This window comes from Bacillus sp. JKS001846 (genome assembly GCF_900176455.1).
Lineage (GTDB): Bacteria > Bacillota > Bacilli > Bacillales > Bacillaceae_G > Bacillus_A > Bacillus_A cereus.
On record NZ_FWYG01000001.1, the window covers coordinates 4,108,252 to 4,124,842 of the forward strand.

The window sequence follows — 16,591 nt, forward strand, 5'->3', positions numbered from 1 at the left end:
TCATCTATTACATAAATCTTTCAAATTGTACTCGCTTATTAATCCAGTACATTACAGGCATACCGATCGCCATTACTACGAATTCACCTGCTGCACATGTTAACCAAGTCCACATAAATGGTAGGTCAAATGCAAGATGAAGTTCAATTGCAATCATAAACATTGTAATCGTAAAGATAACTGTATTAAAAATCATACGAGCCCAAACACCTTTAATAAATCGCATAGAAATAATCGTTGCAACTAATGCAAGAATAGATTGCCCTACTCCAAATACTAAATCATAAGCGATCATAGGTGAGAAAAAGAGATTCGTTAAAAATACACCTAATACAATTCCGTAAATTGCTTTCTTGTTAAATACAACGAGATGATTAAACATCTCTGAAATACGAAACTGTACATTCGTAAAGCCAAATGGCTGAATAAGCATAGAAACAGCAATATATAATGCCGCTAAAATACCATTACCGACTAATGTTCTAATATTCATGACAAAATCTCCTTAGTTTTTTTACGTGGGATGGTTTCGAACCACGTTATTCTTTTTTTAGCAACAAGATTATATTTTACGTGGTAGCCCCTCTTTCGTCAATAGATTTCCTATCATAAACTACCTTTTTCCTTTTAGACAACGTATAATGAAACATATGAAAGATTTAGGAGGTTTCACTTCATGACAGCAACAATTCAAAATGAAAAAGTGATCGTTTCCATTTCTGACAAAGGTGCAGAATTACAGAGCGTTCGCTTAAAAGAAGACAACATAGAATATTTATGGCAAGGTGATTCTACTTATTGGGGACGCCGTGCACCAATTTTGTTCCCAATTGTCGGTCGATTAGTAGATAATACATACTACGTAGACGGTAAACCATATTCATTAACACAACACGGTTTCGCTCGTGATCTTACTTTCTCTGTGAAAGAACAAAGCGAAACAAAGATCACTTATATCGTTACTAGTAATGAAGAAACATTAAAAAAATACCCATACGAATTCGAATTACTCGTTTCTTATGAGCTAGATGGACAAAGTGTTCATGTAACATATGAAGTAAACAATCCTACTTCTAAAGAAATGTTCTTCTCAATCGGAGCACATCCTGGATTCAACTTCCCTTTATTGGACGGTGAATCATTTACAGATTATCACTTATCGTTTAATGGTTCGGAACGCTTAGAAACAAGCGTATTAGAAGGACCTTATCTTTCAAACAAAAAGCAATTAATCGCTGAAAATACGACTGAATTGCCACTTACATACGATTTATTCAAAAATGATGCACTTATTTTTGAACATATGAATACGAATGAAATTTCGATTCGTTCTCATAAACATAATAAATTTGTAAAAGTAGAATTTGATGGATTTCCATTTGTCGGCGTATGGACACCAGGGGATAACGCACCTTTCTTATGTATTGAACCTTGGTATGGAATCGCTGATGAAGTAAATCCAGCAAAAGATTTCAAGGACAAAAAGGGAATTCAATCTTTACAAGCGAATGAAACATTTACATGTCGTTACAGCATCACAATCGGATAACTACTCTATCCCCTACTTCAAAAAAATATTTAAGTAGGGGATAATCTTATAATTTGGAGGTTTCTCATTTTGATTGAAGTATATATTGATGGTGCATCAAAAGGAAATCCTGGTCCTTCTGGTGCAGGAGTGTTTATTAAAGGCGTTCAGCCGCCTGTACAATTATCAGTACCACTTGGAACAATGTCCAATCATGAAGCAGAATACCGCGCTTTACTTCTAGCATTAAAATATTGCATTGAGCATAATTATAGCACTGTCTCTTTTCGTACAGATTCGCAGCTTGTTGAGCGGGCTGTTGAAAAGGAATACGCAAAAAATAAAATATTTGCACCTCTTTTAGATGAAGCACTACAGTACATAAAAAACTTCAATCTCTTTTTTATTAAGTGGATTCCAAGTAGTCAAAATAAAGTAGCTGATGAATTAGCTAGAAAAGCTATCTTACAAAATTAACGGGGGTATGAGTGTGAAAAAAGAGTGGATTGCTCCTCTTGCTTTATTATTTGTCTCTTTTATTTGGGGAGCTACGTTTGTTGTCGTTCAAAACGCTATGTCTTTCGTTGGTCCATTTACGTTTAATGGTATTCGTTTTTTATTCGCTGGAATTATTTTATTATTGGTTCAAATTATTTTCTCACAGAAAACTTCAAAACAAGAATTAAAACATAGTAGTTTAGCTGGATTAATAGTTGGGTTCTTCTTATTTGTCGGCTATTTATTACAAACATTTGGCTTACTTTATACAACTTCTTCAAAAGCAGGTTTCTTAACTGGGCTAAGCATTGTTATGGTCCCAATCTTATCCTTTATCTTTTTAAAACAAAAAGCCACCATTTTCATCGTACTTGGTATTGTTGTAGCTACAACAGGTTTGTACTTATTAACAGCTGCTGATTCTTTCCAATTAAATATAGGAGATATACTTGTTCTCGGTTGTGCAGTCGCTTTCGCTGCCCATATTCTTATTAACGGCTTCTTTTCTAAGAAAATATCACCTTTATTATTAAGCACATCTCAAGTATTAGCTGTTGGTATATTTTCTTCTATTTGCGCTTTTTTGTTTGAAGATTGGGAAAAGTTATTTTCAGTATCACTATGGACGAATCAATCCTTTTTATTCGCACTCTTTCTAACTGCCCTGTTTGCAACATCTATTGCTTTTTTCATTCAAACATCGGCACAAAAACACACTTCTCCAACGAGAGTAGCAATTATTTTCGCAATGGAGCCCGTTTTTGCTGCATTAACAGGCGTTCTCGTTGCAAATGAACAACTTTCTATTTCTGCTATTATCGGATGTCTATGTATTTTTCTAGGCATGATTTTTGTTGAATTACCTTCCAAAACAAAAAAAGAAGCGCAGGCTGCGTGAAGTTACGCTTGTAACTTCCGCATAAAAGCCTTAGCGCTTTTTTTATCTGTAATTTCTTCCTCTTTCAATCGTTCTAATAACGCAACGAAATAACTACCATCAAACTGCAATTGATGTTTAATTGTCGCTTCTATTGCTGCGTTCACAATCCCATCAGACGCACCAGTATATCCTTGTCCAAACATAATAAACCCTTGTGCTTCCTCTGATAATTTAAATCCTTTCGTATGTAAGAATGAAAGATAATCTTCTACTGTTTGCATGTTATTCCCACCTACTCAAAAATTCTCCATCTCCTATCATACATGTTTTTACACGCTATGAGAATGAAATTTCTTTGACAACTTTGTAAATCAATCTTCTACTTCTCTTACAATGGAGGATTTTCTAACAATCTGAAGGAATATGTACAGTGGAACTTATTTCATATTAAAGGGGAGACACGATGAAACAAGCACTATTAATTATCGACGCTCAGCAAGAATTAATTGATGGAAATGAGCAAGAAAATGAAGTTTTTCGTAAAACCGAGCTATTATCTACACTAAATATAGCCCTCCAGAAAGCAATAGATTCAAATGCTCTTATTGTTTTCGTAAGAGATATCGATGTTGCTTCTGGTAGTGGCGAAGGATTTGAAGTACATAATCAAATTCAAGTACCCCAGTCTGCAATCTTTATTAATAAAGCAGCAACCAATTCATTCTACGGTACTTCTTTACTTGAACTTTTAAAAGAAGAAAACATTAATCATATTGTTATAGGCGGATGTAAAACAGAACATTGCATTGACACTGCCGTTAGGACAGCAACTGTACAAGGATTTGACGTTACATTAATTAAAAGCGGTCATTCAACAACTGATTCTAACGTATTGTCTGCAGAACAAATTATTGGTCATCACAATAAAACTTTACACGGTCATTATAACGTTGATCATTTTTCTATGGTGCGAGATATCGAGGAAGACCTCTTTCAGCCGACTCATGACCAATATCGTGATTAAATTGGCTCAAAAAAGAATCCTTCATTTAAAAGGGTTCTTTTTTATCCAAAAATTTGCGCTGCAATACTATATAGTTCACTATTTCTTTTTAATAACCGATTACTATTTTTCATCATAATTGGTGGTGTATTCACCTTTTTAAAACCAGCAATCTCTAATTCTTTCATGAAATCGTTCTTTCCTTCTGGTACATCCATTCTTAATTTTCCATTATGCCCTCTTGCTAAATCATGTACTATTCTCATTGCCATCTCATTATTTTTAGCAACGACTGGTCCTATTATTTTATTTTCTGGCGTTTGTATACTTATACCGTATCCTACTACATTTTCTTTCGTATCCTTTACAACGACACACTGCTCACTTTGCACAATTCTTTTCTTTAAAAACTCTTTTCTATTTGTTCCAAACGCATATTCATCTATTTTTATTATTTTTTCTAAATCACCCTCTTCATAATTCATCACATAATCTTCATTTCTTACACAATAATCTTTCGCATTGTATGAGTTACATATGTATTTAGAAACATAACTTACTGCCCTAAATCCTAACTTTTCATATAAAGGTTTCCCTTCATCCGTAGCAATCAGCATAATTGGAGTATGAGCTGATACGCTTTTAACGCACGCTTCCGTTATTATCTTTCCAATCCCTCTCCCCTTATAATCTGGATGTACAATCACCATTCCGATAGACGCTAATTTCTCCCCATATAATATTATTGCCGCGCTAGCAATAAGTTCCTTTCTCTCATTCCATACGCCGTATACAATACCTGAGTTAAAAATTGTTTCAACTTCTTCTCTGTTATAATCCCAACCAATATAAGAAGATAATGCTACAATGTCGCTTATTTGCTCTTTCCGAAGACGCTCCACTCTAATTTCCAATTCAATCATTCTCCCTCTCTTTATCTAGACTCTTAGATTGTTCTTTCTAAATCAGCTTATATACTTTTCCCTTTAACTACCGCATACATATCCTATTTTGACCAGAACTATATGTATGTGATATGACACCATTCACTTAAAAATTAAGTAAAATTAGTAATTAAAACCATGCTGGTGCAACATATCTATATACAAAATAGTTCTATCGTTATTTTAAATATCCCTGCTAGTAGTGATGTTCTTTACGTAGAAGCTATTTTAGGGTAGAAAGTATTTATCTTGCGATTAAAACATTACAACTTCAAATCCGCTACCGACCCACCAATTACAGTAACCGTTACAAGTAACGAAAACATCGTCACCTTTGTTCCAGAAAATCCAGATGAAGCACTTCCAAATTTAAATTGCTTCTTTGACGGTGAACGCTTCATTCGCATTACTCCTCGAAATGTACGAAATTACCTTTGGACTTGGATTTGGTGGAAGTAATTGAAACAAAAAAGAGATTGTAGTTTGGTTGAAACCAAATTACAATCTCTTTTTCATTACCTATATCCCACTACGTTGTAACTCGTCCAAGGATATACGATTAAACACCACCTCAAGTTATTTTAGTCGTAATAAGTTGGCCAGCTTCATTAATAGTAACTTTCCATTTCACTCCACTAGCAGTCTTCATGATTATACCTTTACTTGCCTCTATTTCAATATCTCCAAACATTCTTCCGCCAGTCGTCGCTAACCAAGCACTCCCATTTTCCATAGAAGATCTTGCAAAGATACGATTAATTCGAAAACGTTTATGATCTTGAGAATAACCACTTAATGTAATTCTAACTTTATATAACTGACTGGCCTTCATATTCGATATAATTGTATCGCCAACATTTAATGGAACATCCAACGCGATAACCCAACTTCCAGTTGCACTTAATGCATATTCAATTTTAATTTTCTTTGGGCTCTCTCCCCATCCAAAATACATTCCAAAACAATTTAACATTTGTATTGGTTTTTTCGTAAAATCCATTTCAATTACAACTGGATCACTATCTGGAACGTCAATATAGTTTACACTTTGTTCATCTATTAAATTAAAGCAATTTGTGAGATTTCCCCCGTACGGCACTTTTCCACTTACTTGCTTAACGTTATATTTCTGCTGAGCATTTACTAAAATATCATCTTGATTTCCTATTAAATGAGGTCTATTTAACGTCAAAGGTAACTGAATTCGTAGGGATTCTTCATAAGTAGACTTACAAACATTGTATTGTCCTTTATCTACAATAGTTGTCGAAAGCAGATTTGAAAAAAGGTAGTTACGATGAGAATTGGAAGAAAATTCAATAACAATTTGTTCACTACTCATCCGGTACGTATCCCAGATCATACAATCAAATGTATTATACGCACCTGAACAACGAATTACTTTTTCCGTTTGTTGTCTACATTGCACTTGAATATCATGAAACGTATTTCCTGAACTTTCATTTGGCAAATCACTATTTCCATCTACTTCAATCCCATACACACATCCATCAATAAATATAGATTGAAATACATTGGCGTTAATCCAGCAAGGTGTATTGATATCATTTATATATTCTGTCTTCAAATGTATTGCAGTTTGAAAGTTTTTAATTTGAATAAATTTAACTTGAAAGAAACTAATAAAATCCCATGCCTTTTGACAATAAAAATGTATAGCTTTTCCTTTATACAATGGAGTTGTATTTATTATATTTATATTTGATATAACAGATTGATTAGGTACTTCGATTTGTTGTGAACCAGAAACATAAATAACAGCAGATTGAAACAATGGATTTATAACTTGAAGAGTACCACCAACTATCGAAGCGTTACTTTGTAGCTCAAATGCATTAAAATCCCCATCAATTTGCAGTGTTACGGTAGGATCTAACTCTAATCTTACGTTTGATTTAATAACAATCGGCTTTACAATTTTGTACGTATTTACCCCTGTAATTCTAACCGTCGAAATTCGATTCGCTACACAATAATCAATAGCTTGCTGAATTGCTAATGAGCTATCATTTCCCGAGTTTGGAACTGCGCCAAAACAATCAATATGAACGCTACTTTCTGGCGCACAATCTTCTTGGGATGAAATATATTCTGACAAAATAAATTCACTCCTCATATTACCTTTTTCATATAATATGTGAGTTGTCTCTTAAAAGTTTCTATAATAAAAAAAACAAACGACCTACTCGGTCATTTGTTTAATTCATATATATTTTTCGTTTCCTCTATCATTTTAGTTAACGAGAAATATCTCATTGCTTTCTCTCGTGCTTTCAATCTAATAGCAGTTACCTTCTCTTCATTCCCTTGTAGTTCCTCAAGCGCACTTGCGAATTCGGATTCGCAATATTCAGATATCAAAACACCTGACTCTCCATCTATTACCGCTTCATGTATTCCACCAACATCTATTGAAACAATTGGTGTCCCTGTAGCCATCGCTTCAATTACTACCATTGGAAACACTTCACGAAAAGATAATAAAAGTAAGGCATCCATATTCCCTATAAACTCATGCGGCTCTGAAATATTCCCTAGCATCTTCACCCTTTGCTGCAATCCATATTTTTCTATTTCTTTCATAATCGATTCTTTCTCTGGTCCATCACCAGCAATATAAAACATAAAATCATTTCTCTTTTTCAACACATTTGCAATTTTGACAAATAGTTGATGGTTTTTCTCTTTGGATAATCTAGCTAATATCCCTATTTTATATGTAGATTCTTTCTTTTTCTGCTGGAATAAAAACTTTTCAATATCGACACCGTTATAAATTGTATTTATTTTTTCTTCTGCTACATGAATTGAAATTAAATTATTCTTTTCAAACTCACTTACTGTAATAATATTGTTCACATATTTATTCATGAAATACCGAAAAAGCGTTGGCATTTTCTTTTCTAATATCGTTACATTGTGTTTCGTATAAACAATTTTCATCTTTTTTTTAATAAACTTTTGAAGTAGAAAAGCATATAATACCATTCGCAAACTATTCGCATGAATAAGTTCTATCTTTCGTTTATAAATTTCGTCTCGTAAATAATAAATATTTCTCAAATGATTCCATCGACTAAGTAATATAAAATTTTCTTTTCTAGTAAGGGATTCATATAGTTCTCCATAACCTGCAGCTGTATAAATCTTAAAATCCTCATAATGCAAGTTATTTTCTAATTTACAGAAATAATTTTCGGCTCCGCCAGTTATCAATTTATCTGTCATCAACAGTATATTCATAATTGCGTCTTCCCAACTACATTGATTTTATTTTTTTTATAAGCATGATAAGCATACTTACTAAAATAGTAAAAGCTTTGCACTGCATTAAGACTTTTTTGGTCCCTTAATAATTTCCAATACCGAAAAGCTGCTCTAACTTTATTTCTCGAAACAGAATTTGCTACAATTCGATACTTCGCTAATACTTGCTGTATCCCTTTTGCTTCATGCCCTTCATGTAATAAGTTCAGCCATAACGCTGTATCTTCCGGCTGTACACTAGGCATTTCGACATACGGAATTTTTTCACGATCAATCATCACCGTTAAACACCCGATAATTGTATTTCCTACTAAATAATGATAATCAACAGATTTTGGTACACTCACTTCGCGATTTAATTCATTACCATTTTCATCAATTAAACTATACGACGCATATGAAAAAGCAATATTCATTTCTTCCATAAATAACAATTGTGTCTTCAATTTATGCGGCAACCATATATCATCACTATCTAAAAAGGCAATGTACCTTCCTCTCGCCTCTCGAATCGCTAAATTCCGAGCTTTAGCAGCACCAACATTTTCTTTTAATGATAATAACCTAATACGTGAGTCTCCTTCTATTATCTCTTTAATTTTTGCGGCAGATTGGTCGGTTGAACAGTCATCAACGATAATCATTTCCCAGTTTTCATACGATTGATTCTGTACAGATAAAATTGTCTCACCTATAAATCGTCTACTATTATAAGAAGGTGTTATTACAGAAACATGAGGCGCCTTATTATGTGCTGATAGACATTTTACCATCTATCTTTCCCCTTCCTTCATATATTGAAATATACTTCACAACAACTGCTAAAAATAAAAAGAACGCTTCGTTAATAATGAGTGACAATGACATCATCTGAAATAAAAATGCAATCATAGTCAATAGAAGGTATGGTTTTTCACGAAACAAAGTATGCTGCGCTAACTTGAACATTAATATGAATAAAAACGCACTATATAGAAGAAAACCAATTGTACCCGACTCAGACAAAATTTCTAAAAATGTATTGTGTACATATAATTTTTCATTAAATTGATACTCATAATAATTCGAGAAGTTAAACGCACCAATTCCGATATATGGATTGGATAAATAATATTTAAAAGCAGCTTCCCATAATGTAAATCTACCACTTCCATTATCATGGGAAAAATCAGAAATTCGTTTATTTAATATGTCATCTAATTGCCCCCCCATTACACTATTCGATAAACTAAAAATAACTACACTAAACAATACTAAACTCATAATTATTTTTATTTTTTTAGCGAAACTAGACATACATATATATACAAAAATGACAAGCACAAGCGCTAATATTCCCCCTCTTGAAAAGGTTAATAGACTCGTCGTAACACATAAAATTAACCCTAAGATGTTAGTGATATTTTGCAAATTCGTCATATAGTACATAAAAAATATTGTATTATAGAAAATAAAAATGTTAGGATCATCTAGCAATCCAATTAACCGTGGATATCCTCTATCAACTAATAATCCAGCAAAAATTTCTCTCTCTTCTCCACCATATAAACTAAAGTATTGTAAACCGATTATATAGAGTAGTAGACTTACAACATTAAATACTACTCCTACATAAGCAATAGATGATTCAAGTACCACTATTTCAGTATTGCCCAATAAATTCCTCATTATAAAATAGCATCCTAAAACGAGTAGCACGCCAAAAATCATACGAATACTAGCATTTAAATACATAGAAAGAATTCCACTTAAACAATAAATGAAATAAAACAGTAAAAATATAACTTCATGAAAATATAACTTTTGAATATGAAAGTCTTTAATTGTTAAACAAAAATATATGACTAAAAAAATCATATATATCTTCAATGAAAATCCAATATATAAATTGTATTTACTTAACATGACAAATAATATTAGAAGAATAATCCATCCCATTGATACTTTCATATTATTTTCCATAGGCTATATCCCCTGTTTCGTAATATAATCCTTTTTGCGTATTTTTCTTATAAAAGAAAGAAGAAGTTTTTTTAGCTCATAATCATATAGGAATATGGCAGCTACTACAATTAGTATATTAAGAACAAGCGCAATTAAATGATATGTATGCAATATATATTGCACTCCAATAAAGGTTACACCAAAATAAATTGTATACGGTATTACAATTTGGAATACAATTTTTTTCTTCACTACACTTACCGCTATATATCCCACTAAAGCGACTATTTCAAATAAAACCATAGCGTATGCCGCTCCTATCACTCCACCAAGACTACTAAAGCTATAAAGCATAACCCCACCTATCACCAATGCTACACACTGCACAACAGTCCTCTTATTTTGACAACCACTCGTCGTTAAACCGTCAGCAATGGCAATATTTAAACTTTGTAGCACAATAAGAAATGATAATATTTGGAGTGGTTCTACTGCATTCCTCCATTCTTCATGAAAAAATATAGAAATAAAGTATGGTGCTAAATGATATAAACCGATCGTCATACATATTCCTACAATCGCCATTGATTTAATTTGAAGTAAATTTAATTTCGTATGCTCTTCTATATTATTCTGGTTATAATGCTTAAAGAGCACCGGAAAAAATGCACCTGCAATTACCCCTGGTACTTGATATAAAGCTGCCGGCATCCGGTACGCCACTGCAAAAACACCTACCATACTTAATGGCAATGTATAGTTAAGCAAGATAGGCGCTAATTGTGGCGTACTCATTATTAAAAAACCGCTAATAATAAAGGGAGTTAATTGCCAAAATAACGCTTTATGAATTACGACTTTCATATTCATTTTCGTCTTTCTTCTCATGATATATATACTGAATAAACCACCAATCATATACCCAAAAGCATATAAGCGAGCTGTTACATACACCGGTAACTCTCCGAAAATACAAAAACATGTAATTATAATGACAACTGATGCTGATACAACTTTTATGAGCGCTATATACTTCATACGTTCCGTCAGTTGAAAATAGGCAATCCCTATGTTTTGCCAAGTTAATCCTATTAACATGAAAAACATTACGTTTATCATCATATAAATTAAATTTTTATCCGCATACATATAATGAATAGCAATATAACCGATGATAGAAATAAAAATAAGTAGAATCATCCTTATTTTTATATACGATGATAAAATCTGCTCTAAATCTGCTCCATCCTTTGCCCCTTCTCGAAGAAACGTATTACTAAGTCCTAAGTCTGTAAAAAATAACATAACAAACGTCACTGCTATGGCAACACTAAACATCCCATAATGTTGTGCGTTAAAAAAGTTTGCTAAAACAATTAAACTGACGGCCTGAAGAAGGTTAGCTAAAATCGTACTATAAAATAGATGGATAATATTGCTTAGAATAGATCTACCCATACAAGTTCTCCTTTGCAAGTAACCTACTTACATATGTTGTTTGTTTACATATATATTTATCTTGCACCATTACCGTTCAATACAATTAAAACGGTTTTACATAAAATACGGATGTCCATCCGAAATGTTTTCATTTCAATATACTCCATGTCCAGCCTCAACTTTTCCTTTGGATCAAGATTATACCCTCCATTTATTTGTGCCCATCCTGTTAATCCTGGTTTTACTATTAAACGTTCCTTAAATTCTGGAATATACGCATCAAACTCATTATAAAAAAACTCTCTCTCTGGTCTAGGGCCTACAAAAGACATATCTCCTCTTAAAATGTTTAAGAGCTGTGGTAATTCATCAATTCTCGTTTTTCTTATAAACAATCCAACTTTTGTAATTCTTTGATCATGTTCTTTTGCCCATTGTGGTCCGTTCATTTCAGCATCCTTTACCATCGACCTTAATTTAAATACATTAAACTTCTTCCCGTTTATACCTAAACGTTCTTGAAAGTATATTGGAGCCCCTGATGTTTCTAAGGTAATCATAATACAAAAGAACAACATAATTGGTATTGTTAATAGTAACAATATGATTGAAAATATAATATCAAACAAGCGTTTTACACTTCGATTCAATATGCTAGGCTTTTCTTGAGCCGGAATCGTATACAACTTGGCTTGATTTGTTTCACGAATCATGGATCGTTACCCCCACATTCAAGAATATAAAATTATACCTATTAATTCACATTCTTTCCTATTTATATCCGCTATTACTTTTTGCACTGTACGTAGTGAATCTTTTTGCTTTTTAACTGCTAAAACCACTCCATCGCATTTCCCTGCAATAATGTGCGTAGCAGGAAGCTCAAATACTTCAGAAGAATAAACGAAAATGTAATCAAAATCTTCTTTCCACTTAGCAATCGCATTATCAAATTCATCCATAGCAACTAAAGGCGTCCCTGTATGTACTGTTTTTTTGGCAGGAATACAATATAAGTAATTAGACAAATTACTAGAAAAAGATTCATAATTGCAGGAGGAAGAGCTTATTATATCGTTTACTGTTATCATGTGATCACTTTGTAATAATACATGTAGTTTAGGGTCAGAAAAATTCACATCAATAAGTAACACCTTTTTTTTCATTTCCGCAAACACTAGACCCATATTTACTATAAGCGAGGCAACAACACCTCTGTCCTTCGTTGAACTAACTGTGAACAGTTGTTTTCCGGATTTTTTCAGCTCGTGATACACCGTATAAAACTGCTCTTTCATCAGATCATCATGCAAATTGAATGGCAGCTGCTTCTTTGTCCTAAACATCGACATGTTCACCTCGATATATAGATGATTTTTTATCAACCTCTGTAGGTTTCTTTTTTCTATTTGGTTCCATATTTATGTGACCAATAACAGAGACTGTTGTTATTTTCTCTAAATCCTGTTCCGTGTATATATGTTCATCAAAATAATCTCGAAATACAGCTAAACCTATCCCAACAAAAAAACTAACAATTAAAGAAATAGGAATGATCAGTTGAAATTTCGGAAACAATTTTTCAGCCTGTTCCTGTAACTCAGGATCAGTTAATACTTTCACCCCTTGTACATTTGTGTACTGTTGAAAGCTTTTTTGTGATTGCTCTGCCAATGTCTTTACAATGTCTTTCACGATTTTCGGATTGGAATCTTTTACTGTAACAGTTACAATTTGTGAGTTGTCCGTATTCACAACCGAGATTTTTTGTGCTAATTCATAACTTGATTGCTCTAATTTCAAAGTTTTTTTGACTGTTGAAATAATTAATGGGCTTTTTAAAATATCAACATACGATGTTACTAGTTGCTTATTTTCTTGTGTTTTATTTGTTGAATTTTCCTTATTAAACTCATCTAAATTCCCAACAAGAATTTGCGTTGAATATTGATATGACGGCTTTAAAACATACATAGAGATAAGAACTAAAGAAGCGGTTAAACAACACATCGTTAAAATAATCGTTACGAATCTTCTTTTCAGTAATTGTTGAAAATCTTTTATACTCATTTCTTGATTCAATTATTTCACCGCCCTTTTCTGAATAACATCCTGCAATTCACTCTTTACAGATAACCCTTTCTCTCTTCTATCCACTTGTTTTGTTACATACTTTCCGACTCCGAATGCAAATTTTTCTACATATACATACGAAAGCATTGCAAGTATAAACGAAAAAACAAGTGAAAAAATTAAAATAATAGGCAACGGTAATATTTCATGGAGCATGTATATAAGGGAAAACAACGATATAATATGGTATAAATAAAGACTGTAAGAAATCTTCCCCAAATATAACAAATATTTATTATGTAGCAAGGACGACAAAGTTGATATTGACAAACTTAATATGACAAATAAACATGCACTTATCGCCACTACGTAGTCTCGAAATATAAAATTATTGAGCACTTTAATTTCTCCTATAAGCCCTTCATACATAAAAAGTAAAATCGCAAATAAAAACCATGCAATTTTCGTGTTTTTAGTACAATTACTATAAAAAACTATTAAATTATTTTTATACTTCGCAACTAGTGCTCCTAGTAAAAACAGTACTGTGTAATGCAATGTTAATGCATAGCTTGTTAATGTTAAGCCCGAGCGAAACAAAAATAATATTACGACAGAACATATACTAAAACTAAACAATAATAGTAATGAACACCTTAACGTTTTTCGTAAGCAAATCATCAAAATTAACGGGAAAATTATTGATATTCGCATTTCATGGACAAGTGACCAAATCACACCGTTATATGCATCTGTATTATATTTCCCAACCAATAAAATATGTTGTGCGATTAAGCTTGAAGAACTTTTAATCGTCCATGAGCGATTAAACCATTCACTTAAATAAGAAATACCATATTCACTAATTGTAATCTGGCATACAATAGCTATAATTATTGCCACAATATAAGGAATATATATTCTGCATATACGTTTTAAAAGGTATGACCCATAGCTACTATAGTTTTTTTGAATAGATTCATACAAAACAAATCCGCTCAAAACAAAAAAGATAATAACTGATTCGTTACCACTACTAAAAATTAGACGAGCAGGCGTTTCTTTTAATAGATACACAACAAATGGTTTATTATCTTCATAACTGTAATTTTGAAATGCTGAAAAAATCATTAAATGATGACCAATCATTACTACTAATGAAGAAATCCCTCTTATAGAGTCCAATTCTTCGTATCTTTTCATCTTTTTACATCAACTCCTAATGAAATGATAATAATCATTTCAAAGCGACATCTTTATTCATATTCCTCTCCTTTCTTTTCATTCCAATTTTTCATATTAAAATGATTTTATAGTATAAATTTGAGTGTATTGTAACATTTTTTGTAATATTTTGAATAGAAAATCTCAAAAATTGGTATATACCAATTTCAACCTCGAAAAATGAGTAATATTGATAGAAAAACGCTATAAAAATATCTTGCATATTTACAAAATTAAAGAGCTGAATAGCGTTTTTTCAATATAAAATAAAAAAGATAGCCTACATAGGCTATCTTTTTTATTTTATTTAATTACTGGCACCACTATATGCTACATGTCGTTTCTCAATTCTCTCTTCAATTTCTTTCATATTTTCTTTATTATTTAATAGTGATTGTTTATTTTCAATTAATAATTGTTTAAAAGATTTTCTCACTTTTTTTCTCATTTTCATTGTCCTCCTTGGGGGATGGTTTATATAAAAGATAAAGAATTATCTGTGTGTTCTTATAATAATTGATTGTTGTGAATTCTATTTGAACTTCATATGAAAATCTCGTTTATTTTCTGACAACTTTGTGAACACGAAAAAATGATTATCTAAAACTATGTTGAAATTAATTCACTTCATGATAAAAGTTATTATTTTCATCAACTTTTATCATTATATCTTGTCGAAATATTTATATATTTAAAATTGAGTTCGACATAATTTTATTTATTATAATACTGTTTACAAAAACAAAAAGAAGGTGTCACCAAGTCAAAGTTCGACTTATGCAACATCCCTCTTCCCAAACTATTTATAGCATATTTATTAATATTTCAGGTCTTCCCCAATTCATTTCTTCACAAACAAATCTAAGTTTTTCTTCATCCATTGTGTGTAATCCTTCTTCTAGTGAACATGAAATTGGAACTTCACAGTGAATTTGGGCTAATTGTAACGAAATATTTAAGTTCTCTAAATCACTTTCAATCTTCGTACGCTGCGCTTTTGTTAATGATTCTACATTTTCTAGTACAGCGGATACTGTTCCGTGCTCTTGAATAAGCTTATACGCTGTTTTTTCACCGATACCTTTTACCCCTGGATAATTATCACTTGTATCTCCCATGAAAGCTTTTGCATGGACGATTTGCCACGGCTCTACACCTTTTTCTTCCATGATTTTCTCCGGTGTGTAATATTCGTAATTTCCAATTCCTTTACGCAGAAGCATGACTGTAACGCTCTTATCAACAAGTTGAAGTAAATCCGTATCACCTGTTAAAATATAAACTTCAGCTTCATTGCAATATTGTTTTGCAAGCGTACCGATACAATCATCGGCTTCGTAGCCTTTCATACCGATAACTGGAATGGATAATTTTGCAGTCATTTCTTGCACTAAATCAAATTGAGGAATTAATTCTTCTGGTGGCGCTGCACGATTTGCTTTATAATTCGAGAACGATTCTGTTCTAAATGTCGTACTTCCCATATCCCAGCATGTAACGATATGTGTTGGTTCGATCGCTTGCGTAGCTGTTAATAAGTGTTTCATATAACCATGAATCCCGTTCGTAGGGGTTCCATCTTGTCGTTTCATAAATTGTCCGTAGACACTTGTTGCGTAAAAAGCACGAAATAATAGTGCCATACCATCAACTAATAATACTTTTTTCATAATTCCTCTCCTATTAAAAAAATAATAACCTTACGTTATCACGTAAGGTTATATAAATAGATTACCATTCTACGTTTTTGCTCAACTTTGTCTATTATA

At 32.3% G+C, this 16,591-nt stretch carries 19 protein-coding genes and 1 riboswitch; of the genes, 4 read left to right on the plus strand and 15 right to left on the minus strand.

Annotation, left to right across the window (positions count from 1 at the left end; translation table 11 throughout):
- Nucleotides 1-7 precede the first annotated feature (7 nt).
- Nucleotides 8-493, minus strand: coding sequence for a QueT transporter family protein (locus B9A45_RS21820; RefSeq protein ID WP_001026471.1), 486 nt, complete (start codon nt 491-493; stop codon nt 8-10).
- Nucleotides 494-499: 6 nt separating this feature from the next.
- Nucleotides 500-544, minus strand: a riboswitch (PreQ1 riboswitch).
- A 132-nt stretch (nt 545-676) separates the two neighbouring features.
- Here B9A45_RS21820 and B9A45_RS21825 point away from each other — a divergent pair.
- From B9A45_RS21825 to B9A45_RS21835, 3 genes are all read left to right on the plus strand, one after another.
- Nucleotides 677-1,549, plus strand: a complete 873-nt coding sequence (locus B9A45_RS21825) for an aldose 1-epimerase family protein (protein WP_000127397.1) — start codon at nt 677-679, stop codon at nt 1,547-1,549.
- A gap of 69 nt (nt 1,550-1,618) precedes the next feature.
- Nucleotides 1,619-2,005 (plus strand): reverse transcriptase-like protein, encoded by a 387-nt coding sequence (locus B9A45_RS21830; RefSeq protein WP_000573881.1) that lies wholly within the window; start codon nt 1,619-1,621, stop codon nt 2,003-2,005.
- Nucleotides 2,006-2,018: 13 nt separating this feature from the next.
- Complete coding sequence (locus B9A45_RS21835; RefSeq protein ID WP_142263081.1) at nt 2,019-2,924, plus strand: DMT family transporter; 906 nt, start codon at nt 2,019-2,021, stop codon at nt 2,922-2,924.
- A gap of 2 nt (nt 2,925-2,926) precedes the next feature.
- On the opposite strand, the gene B9A45_RS21840 is transcribed toward B9A45_RS21835, so the two are convergent.
- The gene (locus B9A45_RS21840) at nt 2,927-3,187 is read right to left on the minus strand and encodes a DUF6123 family protein (RefSeq protein WP_001195212.1); all 261 of its coding nucleotides are present in this window, start codon (nt 3,185-3,187) and stop codon (nt 2,927-2,929) included.
- Between the two features lie 182 nt (nt 3,188-3,369).
- On the opposite strand from B9A45_RS21840, the gene B9A45_RS21845 reads away from it, so the two are divergent.
- Nucleotides 3,370-3,930: a cysteine hydrolase family protein gene (locus B9A45_RS21845; RefSeq protein ID WP_084065042.1), complete on the plus strand. Its 561-nt coding sequence runs from the start codon at nt 3,370-3,372 to the stop codon at nt 3,928-3,930.
- 41 nt (nt 3,931-3,971) lie between these two features.
- Here B9A45_RS21845 and B9A45_RS21850 read toward each other — a convergent pair whose 3' ends face one another.
- The 13 genes from B9A45_RS21850 to B9A45_RS21910 form a co-directional block, all read right to left on the minus strand.
- Nucleotides 3,972-4,832, minus strand: a complete 861-nt coding sequence (locus B9A45_RS21850) for a GNAT family N-acetyltransferase (RefSeq protein ID WP_084065047.1) — start codon at nt 4,830-4,832, stop codon at nt 3,972-3,974.
- 284 nt (nt 4,833-5,116) lie between these two features.
- Nucleotides 5,117-5,254 carry a hypothetical protein gene (locus B9A45_RS32270; RefSeq protein WP_002100876.1) on the minus strand — a complete coding sequence of 46 codons (138 nt, stop codon included), beginning with the start codon at nt 5,252-5,254 and terminating at the stop codon, nt 5,117-5,119.
- Nucleotides 5,255-5,424: 170 nt separating this feature from the next.
- Nucleotides 5,425-6,972, minus strand: coding sequence for a glycoside hydrolase family protein (locus B9A45_RS21860; protein WP_142263082.1), 1,548 nt, complete (start codon nt 6,970-6,972; stop codon nt 5,425-5,427).
- Between the two features lie 92 nt (nt 6,973-7,064).
- Nucleotides 7,065-8,117 carry a glycosyltransferase family 4 protein gene (locus tag B9A45_RS21865; protein ID WP_084065057.1) on the minus strand — a complete coding sequence of 351 codons (1,053 nt, stop codon included), beginning with the start codon at nt 8,115-8,117 and terminating at the stop codon, nt 7,065-7,067.
- Nucleotides 8,114-8,914: a glycosyltransferase family 2 protein gene (locus B9A45_RS21870; protein ID WP_000237694.1), complete on the minus strand. Its 801-nt coding sequence runs from the start codon at nt 8,912-8,914 to the stop codon at nt 8,114-8,116. Before B9A45_RS21870 ends, B9A45_RS21865 begins: the two co-directional genes overlap by 4 nt.
- Nucleotides 8,889-10,103, minus strand: coding sequence for an O-antigen ligase family protein (locus B9A45_RS21875; RefSeq protein ID WP_084065061.1), 1,215 nt, complete (start codon nt 10,101-10,103; stop codon nt 8,889-8,891). The genes B9A45_RS21870 and B9A45_RS21875 overlap by 26 nt, the downstream gene beginning before the upstream one ends.
- 3 nt (nt 10,104-10,106) lie before the next feature.
- Nucleotides 10,107-11,543, minus strand: a complete 1,437-nt coding sequence (locus B9A45_RS21880; RefSeq protein ID WP_000533743.1) for an oligosaccharide flippase family protein — start codon at nt 11,541-11,543, stop codon at nt 10,107-10,109.
- 56 nt (nt 11,544-11,599) lie between these two features.
- A complete protein-coding gene (locus B9A45_RS21885; protein ID WP_000617648.1) occupies nt 11,600-12,238 on the minus strand; it encodes a sugar transferase in 639 nt (212 codons plus the stop codon).
- A gap of 18 nt (nt 12,239-12,256) precedes the next feature.
- Complete coding sequence (locus B9A45_RS21890; RefSeq protein WP_002100874.1) at nt 12,257-12,877, minus strand: CpsD/CapB family tyrosine-protein kinase; 621 nt, start codon at nt 12,875-12,877, stop codon at nt 12,257-12,259.
- Nucleotides 12,864-13,607: a YveK family protein gene (locus B9A45_RS21895; protein WP_084065064.1), complete on the minus strand. Its 744-nt coding sequence runs from the start codon at nt 13,605-13,607 to the stop codon at nt 12,864-12,866. Before B9A45_RS21895 ends, B9A45_RS21890 begins: the two co-directional genes overlap by 14 nt.
- On the minus strand, nt 13,608-14,801 hold the full coding sequence (locus B9A45_RS21900) for an acyltransferase family protein (protein WP_000833058.1): 1,194 nt from the start codon (nt 14,799-14,801) through the stop codon (nt 13,608-13,610).
- Nucleotides 14,802-15,129: 328 nt separating this feature from the next.
- Entirely contained in the window at nt 15,130-15,270 is a 141-nt protein-coding gene (locus tag B9A45_RS21905; protein WP_001228048.1) for an FbpB family small basic protein, read from the minus strand.
- 355 nt (nt 15,271-15,625) lie between these two features.
- Nucleotides 15,626-16,492, minus strand: coding sequence for a 5'-3' exonuclease (locus tag B9A45_RS21910; RefSeq protein WP_000757075.1), 867 nt, complete (start codon nt 16,490-16,492; stop codon nt 15,626-15,628).
- Nucleotides 16,493-16,591: the final 99 nt, after the last annotated feature.